Source organism: Hydrogenophaga sp. (genome assembly GCF_018780075.1).
Lineage (GTDB): Bacteria > Pseudomonadota > Gammaproteobacteria > Burkholderiales > Burkholderiaceae_C > Hydrogenophaga.
On the sequence record NZ_JADMKB010000117.1, the window covers coordinates 20,107 to 31,399 of the forward strand.

The following is an 11,293-nucleotide window of genomic DNA, read 5'->3' on the forward strand; positions in this document are numbered from 1 at the left end:
GCTTGGGGTCTCATGGAAAAAAATACCTTGCTTGTGAAAACCGACAAGGGTCGGGACGCGTTGGCGCGACGGGTGCCGGAACTCGGTCCCCGGTTGCGTTCCGTGCTCATCATGGTGGACGGTCAGCGCAGCCGGGCAGAGCTGGACCAGCTCTGCGCAGGCCTGGGGGGTGGCGCCGACCTGCTGGAGCAACTGCTGGCCCACGGCTGGATCGCTGCACCCGAACAGCTCGCCCCGTTTCGCGACACCGTGCCGCTCAAAGAAGCCCAGCCCCAGGGCGGGCCGCAGCCCGTCCCCGCAGCGGGATCGGTGCCGGTGGCAGAGGCCGCCCCCCCGGCGCCCGTGGTGTCGCCGCCCCTCTCATTTGTCGATGCCCGCCGTCTGGTGGTGCGCTTCATCAACGACCAGGTGGGACCGCCGGGCGAAGCGCTGGCCATCCGCGTCGAAGCGTGCAAGACCGCGGTCGAGCTGCGAACCCAGCTGCCGCGCATCCGGGATGCCCTGAAAAACCACCGCAGTGCCGCCACGGTGCAGCGTTTCGACGCGGACGTGGTGCCGCGCCTGCCCACCCACTGACCAGAAACACCCCCGCAGCGCTGCGCGCCGGCCCCGAGGGGCGGCACCGCTTTCTGCGTCGAGGTGGTGCTCACGCACCGCGACAACGGTGGGAGCGCATGCGGCTTTGTCCTGGGCCTACGGCGTCGCCGGAGCGGCCTTCGCCAGCCAACGGGCCAGCCGCGGGGCATCACCCACCGACAGGCGCACGGCCTGTTCCTCGCCAGGCCATTGCAGCGGGCAGCGCAGCAGGCGCCCGTCGCGCGAGACCAGGGCGGTGAGCTGGGTGCGCTGGCCGCGCAGCATCGCCACCTCGTCGAGACGGCGCACGCGCCAGGCCTCCACCTCGCCGCCGCGCTGGGCGGGCGCGAACTCGATGCCCAGCCACTCGTCACCCGCGGCCATGCCGGCCGCTTCGGCCGCACCACCGCGCAACACGTTCTTGAGCACCAGGCCGCCGTTCTCCGACACCCGCAGACCCAGGCGCTGCGCCAGCGGGGTTTTTTCCTGGTGCACCTTGGCGCCTTGTTGCTCCAGCAGGCGGGTCAGCGGCAGGGCGCCGGTGCCGTGCACCCAGTCGCCCAGCTCGGCCGCGAAGCTGCGGCCGCCCAGGCGCTTGAGCACCATCGACACGTCGGCTTCGCGCATGGGGCCACCCCCGGTGCGTTGCCAGAGCGCGCGCATCACGTCGTCGAGCGAATGCCGGCCCTCGGTGCGCAGCGTCAGGTCGAAGCACATCGCGATCAGCGCGCCCTTGGTGTAGTAACTCACCGTGGCGTTGGGCGTGTTCTCGCCGACGCGGTAGTACTTGGTCCAGGCGTCGAAGCTGGCCTGCGCCGCGCTCTGCACCAGGCGACCGGGGCTCTGCTGCACCTGGTTGATGGTCTTGCTCACCAGCTGCAGGTAGCAGGTGTCGTCGATCAGGCCGGCGCGCTTCAGGAACAGGTCGTCGTAGTAGCTGGTGAAGCCCTCGAAGAACCAGAGCAGCTCGGTGTGGTTCTCGGTGTTGTAGTCGTAGCGCGCGAACTCGGCCGGCCGCAGGCGCTTGACGTTCCAGGTGTGGAAGTACTCGTGGCTGATCAGGCCCAGCAGGGTGGTGTAGCCGTCGGTGGCCTTCAGGGCGGGCGGTTTGTCCGGGCTGCCGGTCAGCTTCGGCAGGTCGCTGCGCTGCGCGATCAGGGCCGTGGAGTTGCGGTGCTCCAGACCGCCGTAGCCGTCGGCGCTGGCGTGCAGCATGAAGAGGTAGTCGGCAAACGGCGGGGGGCCGTCGCCGTGCCAGAAGCGGATCTGTTCCTCGCAGATGCGGCGCGTGTCGTCCAGCAGGCGCTGGCCGTCGAACCAGGCGCCCGCGCCGCTGACCACGAAGCGGTGCGGCACGCCGCAGGCCTCGAACTCGCCACGCCAGAACGTGCCCATTTCGACCGGGCAGTCGGCCAGCTCGTCGTAGTGGGGTGCGATGTAGCGGCCAAAGCCCTGTGCATCCACCTGCTCGGCGCGCAGGCCGGTGGCGACCTGCCAGCCGGCGGGCGCCTGCCCGGGCGCGATGTCGAGCGCGCAGGGCTCCTCGTCCCGGCCAGGCACCATCAGGCACAGGCTGGTGGCGTTGAAAAAGCCGCGCGTGCCGTCGAGGAAGGCGGTGCGCACCGAGGCGTCGAAGGCGTAGATTTCGCAGCGCACGGTCAGCGTCTGCGGGCCATCGGTGTCGCCAAGGGTTTCAATCTCCCAGCGGTGCTTGTCCAGCTGCCGTGCGTGCAGCGGCTGGCCGCCTTGGCTCGCGTTCAGTCGCTGCAGGTGTTGCGAAAACTCGCGCACCAGGTAGCTGCCCGGAATCCACACCGGCAGGGCCACCCGCTGTTTCGCGGCGGGGCGGTCAATCTCCAGCGTGACCGCGAACAGATGGGACTGGACGCTCAGCACCTCGACGCGGTAGCGCAGCGCGGGCTCGGCGGGGGTGGCGCGGCGGCGTGCCGTCTTGCGGGGGGCGGTGCTCACAGTGCCCCCGCGCCGATGAAGCAGCACAGCGCCGCGATGGCCGACAGGCGGAAGCGCAGCGTGAGCCAGGCCTGCAGGCCGGCGCGGGCGTAGAGCGTGCGGTCGGCGAGGTAACAGATGACGAGCACGAAGCCCAGCCAGGCCAGGCCCGCGAAGGCCGGCATCAGCAGGCCGGGCCAGGCCAGCAGCGAGGGCACGAAGCCCCAGAGGAAGTGGTTGCGCTGCCGGTGGTGCGGCGTGTCGCCGCGCGCCGCGGCGACGTGGCCCGCCATCCAGCCGATGCCCCAGTGGATGCCGCCGAGGAACGAGACGATGAGCGCGGCGTAGGCCGCCAACGCCATCGCGACCCAGGGCAACAGATCGGCCTTCACCAGCCAGAGCAGGGCGGCGAGCAGCGCAAAAGGAATCAGGCCGGCGTGACCCAGCGTCGTGGCCAGGGCGGTGTCGTCGGGGTCGTGCAGGGCGGTCGTCATCGGGCGGCGGGTGCGGTTCAGGGCTTGGCTTCGGCCAGCAGCTTCTCGATGCGGGCGGCGTCCACCGCGCCCGGCACGCGCGTGCCGTTGGCGAAGATCAGGGTCGGGGTGCCGGTGATGCGGGACTTCTTGCCGAACTCGAAGTTGCGGGCCACGGCGGACGTGTCGCAGGTGGCGGCGGGCGGCGTGACGTCCTTGACCATCCAGTCGAGGAAGGCCTTGCCCTTGTCTTTGGCGCACCAGATGTTGCGCGACTTGTCGGCCGAGTCCTGGCTCAGGATGGGGTAGAGGAACACGTGCACCGTGATGTTGTCGATCTTGGCGAGGTCGCGCTCGAAGCGCTTGCAGTAGCCGCAGTTGGGGTCTTCGAACACCGCCAGCTTGCGCTTGCCGTTGCCACGCACGATGGTGAACGCGTCCTTCATGGGCAGGTCCTTGAAGTCGATCTCGGTCAGCTTGGCCAGCCGTTTTTCCGTCAGGTCTTCCTGGGCCTTGGTGTCGATCAGGTTGCCCTGGATCAGGAAGTTGCCGGCGGCGTCGGTGTAGAAGATTTCGCTCTGGTTGACGCGCACCTCGTACAGGCCGTCCATCGGCGTCTTGCTGATCTCGTCGATGGCCGGCAGCTTGGGCAGGCGCTCGGTGAGGTTCTTGCGGATGGTGGCTTCCTGCGCGGCAGCGCCCACCGTGAAAGTGAGGGCCAGGGTGGTGAGCAGTGCCACCAGGGAGGTTTTGAAGAGGTTCATGTTGACGCCCGAGGCGCGAAAGTTGAAAAAAGCCCAGCGGGCGGATCAGCCCGCCTGCCCCATGGCCTGGCGGGCCAGCCAGTGTTTCAGCGGTCCCAGGCGGTCCACACCGCTCATGCCCCAGTTGCGCAGCGCCTGCACGCGCGTGTCGGCCTGGCCGAACAGGCCGAACAGGCCGTCGGTCAGCCAGCCCATGGCGCCGACCTCGGCCTGCCGCGCGCGCTCGTAGCGCCGCAGCAGCTTCAGGTCGCCCAGTTCGCGCCAGTACTCGCGCTCGTGGATCACCTTCGCGAGCTCGGCCACGTCGGCCAGGCCGACGTTGAGGCCCTGCCCGGCCAGCGGGTGCATGGCGTGGGCCGCGTCACCGGCCAGCGCCACGCCGCCTTGCGGCGTGCGCACGATCCAGCGGCGGGCGCGGGACAGTTCCAGGGGCCAGGCCTGCGCCGGCCCCTGCAGCTGCATCTCGCCCAGCGCCTGCCCGCAACGGGTTTGCACCGCGTCGGCCAGGGTTTGAGCGTCGGCCGCGAGCCAGGTGTCGGCCTGCTGAGCAGGGACTGACCACACCAGCGCCACAGAGTTCCCCGTGTCACCTTCCAGCGGCAGCAGCGCCATGATCTCGCCCTGCGAAAACCACTGCCGCGCGACACCGCCGTGGGGCTGGCCGCAGCGCAGGCGCGCCGCGATGGCTTTGTGCGGGTAGGGCTTGACCTCGAATTCCAGGCCGAGCTCGGCGCGGGTGCTGCTGCGTTTGCCTTCGCAGACCACCGTCAGCGCCGCCGGAACGGGTTCGGTCAGGCATTCGACCGAGCCCTGGAAGCGCACCGCGTCGGCCAGCCGGCGCTCCAGCGCCGGCACGTCCACGATCCACGACAGGGCCTCGCTGCGCTGGTCGGCGGCAGAGAAGTTCAGCTCGCCGCCGTCGTCGCCCCACACGGCCATGCGGTTCACCGGGGTCACGCTGGGGATCGCGTCGGCGGCATCGCCGTCGTCCGGCCAGGCGCGCAGCGAGGTGAGCAGGTCCTTGGCGGCGGCGTTGAGCGCGTAGGCGCGCACGTCGGTGCCGGCGTGGGCCGGACGCGGTGTGCCGACCAGCGCCACCCGGAGGCGCTCGCGCGCCAGCAGCAGCGCCAGCGTCTGCCCCACCACGCCGGCGCCCCGGATGCAGACATCGAATCGCCGGGTGCCGGCCGCGGAGGTGGGGGTGATCGCCATGGGGGGATTTTAGGAGCAGGTCACAATTTCCCCTGCCCGCGCCCGCGGGTCCCCACACCCACTGCTTGCCATGACCTTTGATTTCAACGCCGCCGACGTCTCGGCCCGCATCCACCAGCTCTGGGTCCACCCCGTCAAATCCTGCGCCGGCGTGGCGCTGGACCAGGCCGTGCTCACGCCCACCGGGCTGGAATGGGACCGCAGCTGGATGGTGGTGGACGTTGAGGGCGAATTCGTGACCCAGCGCGAGCTGCCGCGCATGGCGCTGATCCAGCCGTCGTTCCGCATGGGGCAGCTGGTGCTGCGCGCGCCGGGCATGCTTGCCCTGCACCTGGCGCTGGACGCGGCCGAGTCGCCGCTGACCGTGCGGGTCTGGGACGACACCGTCGAGGCCTGGGACATGGGCGACCTGGCGGCGCAGTGGTTCAGCGACTTTCTCGGGCCGGACGCACCCGCCGATCTGAAGCGCCTGCGGCTGGCCCGCTTCGACCCCGAGGTGAAGCGGGTGTGCAGCCTGAAGTGGACCGGTGGCCGGGAGTCGGTGACGCAGTTCGCCGACGGCTTCGGCGTGCTGGTGGCCAGCACCGCCTCACTCGATGAGCTGAACGCCCGGCTGACGAAGACCGGTGAGGCGCCGGTGGACCTGCGGCGCTTCCGGCCCAACATCGTGCTCTCGGGCGTCGAGGCCCACGACGAAGACCGCATCGGTGCCTGGCGGGTGCAGGCCGACGATGGTGTGGCGGTGCTGGAGAACGTGAAGCCCTGCGCGCGCTGCCCCATCCCCAACATCGACCCCGCCACCGCCACGTCCACGCCCGCCGTGAGCGACGCGTTGCAAGCCTACCGGGCCGACCCGCGCCTGAACGGCGCCATCACCTTCGGCATGAACGCGATCGTGCTGGAGGGGGATGGCCTGGTGCTGAAGGTGGGGCAGAGTGTCGGCGCGGAATGGCGGTTCGACTGATACGGGTTCGCCTTCAAACGTATCACTGCGTTGGTTCGCCTTGCCGTGCCAAAGCACTGTCTGCGGCTCCCGCCTTGTTCTACGCTTGAAGGCGAACCCGCATGAGACCGGTGCGGTCCGCGCGCCGGTCTCAGCGCCCCTGGGAAAACTGTTCGCGGTAGCGGGCGGGCGTCACGGCGGTGGACTGGCGGAAGTGCCGCGAGAAATGGGGCTGGTCGGCAAAGCCGCAGTGGTAGCCCACTTCGGCCACCGAGAGGGCGCTGGTGGTCAGCAGTTCGGCCGCACACTGCACACGAACATCGGTCAGCATCCGGGAAAAACACAGCTGACGCTGCGCGAGGTGGCGTTGCAGGCTGCGGGCAGAGTGTGAACAGGCGCTGGCGAGTTCGTCCACCCGCCACGGGCGCCCCGGATCGGCGCGCAGGCAGGCATGCAACTGCTCCAGCCACCGGTCCGATGCCACGGGGTCGGTCACCAGCGAACGGGAGCGGGCGGCAGGGTTCCAGCGCAGCTCCCAGGTGTGCCATGCCTCGGGCCAGGGGCCGTCCCGCCATCGCCCCTGCTGGCGCAGCCAGTGCCGGCCTCCAAGGGGCCGGGCGCGCACCGTTTGTCCGAGCACCCGCTCGCACAGGGCCACCAGCAGCCCGATCACCAGCAGGTCTTCGGCCGGCGCGGGGGCCGGGGCAGCGGCCAGCGACACGTGCTGCAGCCGCAGCCGTGCCGGCCCCAGCGCCTCGACCCGGGTGCGGTGCCGGGAGTGCACGAAGCGTTCCAGCCGCTGCCAGCGCGCCAGCAGGTCCGGGGGGTCCACCGCGAGGACCAGGGCGCGCAGCGTGGGGTCGTCCTGCACGCCGTGAATGGCCTCGCCGATGCGGGCCACCGGACCGGGCCCGTGCTGCTCCCAGAGTCGGGCGAGCAGGGCCTGCTTGTCGCCCAGGGCGACGCGACCGTCCCTCGCAGGCGTGGGGGGCGGTGGCGCGATGCCCTGGCGGGCGAGCCCGTCGCGCACGAGCTTCATCATGGCGGCCGAAGCGAAGTCGTTCATGAAGGCCGCATTGTGAGCGTGGCGGGGTCCAGCGGGAACCGGGTGATGCGCACGCCGGTGGCGTCACGGATGGCGTTGGCGATGGCGCCCGCGGCGGCCACGATGGCGGTTTCGCCCGCGCCGGCTGGCGGGTCTTTCTCGTCGATCAGCACGATCTCCATGGGCGGAACCTCGCGCAGGGTCGGGATCGGCGCCTCGCCCAGGCTGCCGGGTCCGATCTGTGCGCCGGCCACGGCCAGGCGGTCGTGCAGCACCATGCCCAGGCCCCAGACCAGGTTGCCCTCGCACTGGGCGCGCACCTGGTCCGGGTTGATCACGGTGCCGCAATCGTGGGCGCAGCGCAGGCGCAGCACCTGTACCGTCCCGTCGGGCTCGACCCGCACATCGGCGAGCACGGCCGCGTAGCTGCTGGTCTTGTAGATGCCGCAGGCCACACCGCGTCCGTGGCGGACGGGGGCCGCAGCGGACGGGGCCGATGGCGCGGTCTCCACCACGCGCTGTAGCACACGGGCCATGCGGGGGTCGGTGGCATGGCGCAGCCGGAAAACCACCGGGTCCACCCCCGCCAGTCGCGCGCACTCGTCCACGGCGGATTCGATGGCCAGCGCGTTGGGACCGGCCCCCAGGCCTCGCCAGGGTCCGGTGAACACCGGCAGGCGCGTCACGGCAAACCCGGTGCGGCGGCGCTGTGCGCGGTAGGGCAGTTCGGCGCCCCGGGCCACGCCCTTGTCGCCCACCAGATCGGCCAGCCGCTGCATCCACACCGGCATGCCGGCGTTGGTGAACAGGATGTGGCTGCTGGAGAAGGCGTGCCACCAGTCCACCAGCTCGCCGTGGCGTACCCGTGCCCGGATGCGGTGGCTGGACGGCGGACGGTGAAATCCCTGCCGGTACTCCTGGGCCCGGGTCCACTGAACCTTGACCGGCAGCCCGGTGGCCTGGGCCAGCACGGCCGCTTCGAGTTCGACGGTGCAGATCGTGCGCCCTCCAAACGCACCGCCGACGCGGCACCCGTGCACCCTGACCGTGGTGTCGTTCAGGTCGAGGGCTTTGGCGATCACATCGCGCACATAAAACGCATCCTGCGTGCCGGCCCACACATCGAGCACGCCGTCGGCGCCCCGGGCTGCCACGGCGGCGCGCGGTTCGATGGCGTTGTGCGCGGCCATCGGGGTGTCGATGCGCAAGTCGATGTCCCAGGGTGCCGTGAGGTCCATGGTGTCGCCATGCACCGGGTTCGACAGGCTGGCCCCGGCGATGTGGCGGTCGACGTCGATCAGGCGGTCGATGTCGGCCTGCGTGAAGCTTTCGCCGTGTTGCCATTGCGGTTGCAGTGCGGCCTCGATGCGATCCAGCGCGCCGGGCGTGCGGGCGACGATGCCCAGGCCCGGGCTGAGCCGCTGTATCAGCCGGTCGTTTGGGACGATGGCGAGGCAGCCCGGCACCGCCCGGGCCGCTGCCTCATTCCAGGCCACCAGCTGCGATGGCCGGTCGGCGGAGACCGGCGCCCTCAGCACCCGCCCGAACACCATGCCCGGTAGCCGGACGTCGGCCGCATACAGCGAGGCCCCCGTGACGATGGCGTGGCCCTGTTCCAGCGGCACGCGCTGGCCGACGTGGCGGGCACCTCGGTGAAACGCGCGCAGTTCGCTCACCGGGCGCGGTTCTGCGTCGCGCGAGCCCGAGGTGTGACCGGCGGCCAGCGCGTCGCGCAGGGTGGCGCAGGCCTGGGCCAGTGGCAGCGCGAAGTCCTTCACCGACTCGCTGCCCACCGTGGCCCGCACGCGGGCAATCTGTTGGGTGTGGGGCTGGCGCACCGTCACCCGGTCCCAGTCCACTCCCAATTCGTCGCAGGCCACCTGCTTGAGCGCGGTGCCGATGTTCTGACCCATGTCGATCCGGGGCAGCAGCAGCTCGTAGCGGCCGTTCTGGTGCCGGATCCAGCCGAGCGCGTCGGCATATTCGGCGGCCGGGCGCTTGGGAATGACCGGGATGGAGCAGCCCGCCAGGAAGCCCACGCTCAGAACGCCCCCCGCCTGCAGAAAGTGCCGGCGCTTCATTGGGTCCGCCCCATCGCCTGCGCCGCCCGCAGCACCGATGCCCGGATGCGCTGCTGGGTGCCGCAACGGCAGAGGTTGCCATTCAGCGCGTCATCGATGTCGGCTGCACTCGGTGACGGGCGGGCCTTCAGCAGCACCACGGTGGACATGATCTGCCCGGCCTGGCAGTAGCCGCACTGGGGGGTGGCCAGGTCCAGCCAGGCCTGCTGAACCGGGTGCAGGCTACCGTCTGGGGCGGCCAGACCCTCGATGGTCTGCACCTCGGACGCCGCCACGGCCTCCACCGGGATGAGGCAGGACCGCCGAGGCCGGCCATCAACCAGCACGGTGCAGGCACCGCACTGCCCGACACCGCAGCCGAACTTGGTGCCGGTGAGTCCCAGCGCCTCGCGCAACACCACCAGCAGGGTGTCGTCCCGCCAGTCCGGTGGGATGTCCCGCACCGTTTGATTGACCCGTATCTGCATGACGTCTCCTGTGTGTCGAACACACAGCGACTGTGGCCCAGGCGGCAGCGGCGGTCTTGAACAATCGCGCCAATGCGCTGACGCGATCCCGTTCCGGTGGTCCTGCACGGGACGACGCCGGGTCAGTCGGCGTTCATCGTGGTGCGGTCACAACGTAGGTGCCAGATCGGGTGGCCAGCGCAGCCAATGGCCTGTGCGCATGCCCAGGGATTCGATGTCTTCCGGGCTGTCCACATCGGTGCGGTAGTGGGCATTGCTGCTGGTCCAGGCATGCACGGCCTGAGGATGCTGGACTTGCCACTGTTTGCTGCCCATGTTGGGTGGCCCCGCGAGAATCTGGGCACGCACGCTCGGGCTGAACATCACCGGGTTGCCCGGCAGTCCCTCCACCGAAGGCTGGACCATGTCGGTGCCAGCCGGCCGCCCTTGGTAGGCGGCCATCAGTTCGCGGAGGTCTTGCGCGGTGATGAATGGCTGGTCGGCCAGCAGCACCATCACGCCATCCACGTCGTCGGGCAACGCCCGCAGGCCCAGACGCAGCGAGGAGACCTGACCTGCGTCCGGGTCGTGGTTGATGGTCTGCGAGACGGCCAGCCCATGCAGGGCGGCGGCGATGCGCTGGCCGTGGTGACCGAGCACCACGACCGGGGGGTTCACACCAGCGCCTTCGATCGCGCGCAACAGGCGCAAGATCAAAGGCTCACCATCCAATTCGAGCAGGCACTTGGGCCGCCGACCCATGCGGGCCGCAGCGCCGGCGGCCAGCAGAACGGCGCCAACGCGCAAGTGGGGTGAGTCGGGGCGGGGTAGAGGGTGCATGGCTGTGCCGCGCGAGATTACCCTGTTCAGACCCATCGCATACACTTTCAGGTTGATTTTTTCGAGGTATTCCATGAGTCTCCAATGTGGCATCGTGGGCCTGCCCAACGTCGGCAAGTCCACCCTTTTCAACGCCCTGACCAAGGCCGGCATCGCCGCCGAAAACTACCCCTTCTGCACCATCGAGCCCAACACCGGCGTGGTGGAAGTGCCCGATCCACGCCTGGCCCAGCTCTCGGAGATCGTCCAGCCCGAGCGCGTCGTGCCGGCCATCGTCGAGTTCGTGGACATCGCCGGTCTGGTGGCCGGCGCCAGCACGGGTGAAGGCCTGGGCAACAAGTTCCTGGCCCACATCCGCGAGACCGACGCCATCGTCAACGTGGTGCGCTGCTTCGAAGACGACAACGTGATTCACGTCGCCAACAAGGTCGACCCGATCGCCGACATCGAGGTCATCCTCACCGAACTCTGCCTGGCCGATCTGGCCGCTGTGGAGAAAGCCTTGCACCGCGTGCAGAAGACCGCGCGTTCGGGTGACAAGGAGTCCATCAAGCTGGTGGCGATCCTGGAAAAGTGCCAGGCGGCGCTCAACGACACCAAGCCCGTGCGCAGCATCGACTTCAGCAAGGAAGAGTTGCCGCTGCTCAAGCAGTTTTTCCTGATCACCGCCAAGCCCGCCATGTTCGTGGCCAACGTGTCGGAAGACGGTTTCGAGAACAACCCCTTCCTGGACCGCCTGCGCGCCTTCGCCGAGAAACAGAACGCGCCGGTGGTGGCGATCTGCGCCAAGATCGAAGCCGAGCTGTCCGAGATGGACGACGCCGACCGGCTCGAATTCCTGAAAGAACTGGGCCAGACCGAACCCGGCCTCAACCGATTGATCCGCGCCGCCTACAAGCTGCTGGGCCTGCAGACCTACTTCACCGCCGGTGTGAAGGAAGTGCGCGCCTGGACCATCCACGT

Annotated in this window: 11 protein-coding genes; 3 read left to right on the forward strand and 8 right to left on the reverse strand. The window is 69.7% G+C overall.

Annotated elements, in window-relative coordinates:
- Window positions 1-12 precede the first annotated feature (12 nt).
- Window positions 13-576 (forward strand): hypothetical protein, encoded by a 564-nt coding sequence (locus tag IV088_RS19445; RefSeq protein WP_291105514.1) that lies wholly within the window; start codon window positions 13-15, stop codon window positions 574-576.
- A gap of 117 nt (window positions 577-693) precedes the next feature.
- Here the strand turns inward: IV088_RS19445 and IV088_RS19450 are convergent, their stop codons facing one another.
- The 4 genes from IV088_RS19450 to IV088_RS19465 are packed head-to-tail and all read right to left on the reverse strand — an operon-like array spanning window position 694 to window position 4,975.
- Window positions 694-2,547: a peptidase M61 gene (locus tag IV088_RS19450; protein ID WP_291105515.1), complete on the reverse strand. Its 1,854-nt coding sequence runs from the start codon at window positions 2,545-2,547 to the stop codon at window positions 694-696.
- Window positions 2,544-3,020: a DUF3429 domain-containing protein gene (locus tag IV088_RS19455; protein ID WP_291105517.1), complete on the reverse strand. Its 477-nt coding sequence runs from the start codon at window positions 3,018-3,020 to the stop codon at window positions 2,544-2,546. Before IV088_RS19455 ends, IV088_RS19450 begins: the two co-directional genes overlap by 4 nt.
- 17 nt (window positions 3,021-3,037) lie before the next feature.
- The gene (locus IV088_RS19460; protein WP_291105518.1) at window positions 3,038-3,763 is read right to left on the reverse strand and encodes a DsbC family protein; all 726 of its coding nucleotides are present in this window, start codon (window positions 3,761-3,763) and stop codon (window positions 3,038-3,040) included.
- 45 nt (window positions 3,764-3,808) lie between these two features.
- The gene (locus tag IV088_RS19465; RefSeq protein WP_291105520.1) at window positions 3,809-4,975 is read right to left on the reverse strand and encodes an FAD-dependent monooxygenase; all 1,167 of its coding nucleotides are present in this window, start codon (window positions 4,973-4,975) and stop codon (window positions 3,809-3,811) included.
- A gap of 70 nt (window positions 4,976-5,045) precedes the next feature.
- Here IV088_RS19465 and IV088_RS19470 point away from each other — a divergent pair, with 70 nt between their 5' ends.
- Window positions 5,046-5,939: an MOSC N-terminal beta barrel domain-containing protein gene (locus IV088_RS19470; RefSeq protein ID WP_291105521.1), complete on the forward strand. Its 894-nt coding sequence runs from the start codon at window positions 5,046-5,048 to the stop codon at window positions 5,937-5,939.
- 130 nt (window positions 5,940-6,069) lie between these two features.
- On the opposite strand, the gene IV088_RS19475 is transcribed toward IV088_RS19470, so the two are convergent.
- The 4 genes from IV088_RS19475 to IV088_RS19490 form a co-directional block, all read right to left on the reverse strand.
- A complete protein-coding gene (locus IV088_RS19475; RefSeq protein WP_291105523.1) occupies window positions 6,070-6,984 on the reverse strand; it encodes a helix-turn-helix transcriptional regulator in 915 nt (304 codons plus the stop codon).
- Window positions 6,981-9,044, reverse strand: a complete 2,064-nt coding sequence (locus IV088_RS19480; protein WP_291105524.1) for a molybdopterin cofactor-binding domain-containing protein — start codon at window positions 9,042-9,044, stop codon at window positions 6,981-6,983. Before IV088_RS19480 ends, IV088_RS19475 begins: the two co-directional genes overlap by 4 nt.
- Window positions 9,041-9,511 (reverse strand): 2Fe-2S iron-sulfur cluster-binding protein, encoded by a 471-nt coding sequence (locus IV088_RS19485; RefSeq protein WP_291105525.1) that lies wholly within the window; start codon window positions 9,509-9,511, stop codon window positions 9,041-9,043. The genes IV088_RS19480 and IV088_RS19485 overlap by 4 nt, the downstream gene beginning before the upstream one ends.
- A gap of 147 nt (window positions 9,512-9,658) precedes the next feature.
- Window positions 9,659-10,297: a nucleotidyltransferase family protein gene (locus tag IV088_RS19490; RefSeq protein ID WP_291105526.1), complete on the reverse strand. Its 639-nt coding sequence runs from the start codon at window positions 10,295-10,297 to the stop codon at window positions 9,659-9,661.
- A 106-nt stretch (window positions 10,298-10,403) separates the two neighbouring features.
- Here IV088_RS19490 and ychF point away from each other — a divergent pair.
- The coding region (ychF, locus tag IV088_RS19495; protein WP_291105528.1) for a redox-regulated ATPase YchF at window positions 10,404-11,293 on the forward strand (890 nt) is incomplete at its 3' end.

Excerpts from the sequence above, each read along its gene's own strand:
- IV088_RS19445 (WP_291105514.1), top strand. The coding sequence starts at position 13 with ATGGAAAAAAATACCTTGCTTGTGAAAACCGACAAGGGTCGGGACGCG.
- IV088_RS19455 (WP_291105517.1), bottom strand. The coding sequence starts at position 3,020 with ATGACGACCGCCCTGCACGACCCCGACGACACCGCCCTGGCCACGACG.
- IV088_RS19460 (WP_291105518.1), bottom strand. The coding sequence starts at position 3,763 with ATGAACCTCTTCAAAACCTCCCTGGTGGCACTGCTCACCACCCTGGCC.
- IV088_RS19465 (WP_291105520.1), bottom strand. The coding sequence starts at position 4,975 with ATGGCGATCACCCCCACCTCCGCGGCCGGCACCCGGCGATTCGATGTC.
- IV088_RS19470 (WP_291105521.1), top strand. The coding sequence starts at position 5,046 with ATGACCTTTGATTTCAACGCCGCCGACGTCTCGGCCCGCATCCACCAG.
- IV088_RS19475 (WP_291105523.1), bottom strand. The coding sequence starts at position 6,984 with ATGAACGACTTCGCTTCGGCCGCCATGATGAAGCTCGTGCGCGACGGG.
- IV088_RS19480 (WP_291105524.1), bottom strand. The coding sequence starts at position 9,044 with ATGAAGCGCCGGCACTTTCTGCAGGCGGGGGGCGTTCTGAGCGTGGGC.
- IV088_RS19485 (WP_291105525.1), bottom strand. The coding sequence starts at position 9,511 with ATGCAGATACGGGTCAATCAAACGGTGCGGGACATCCCACCGGACTGG.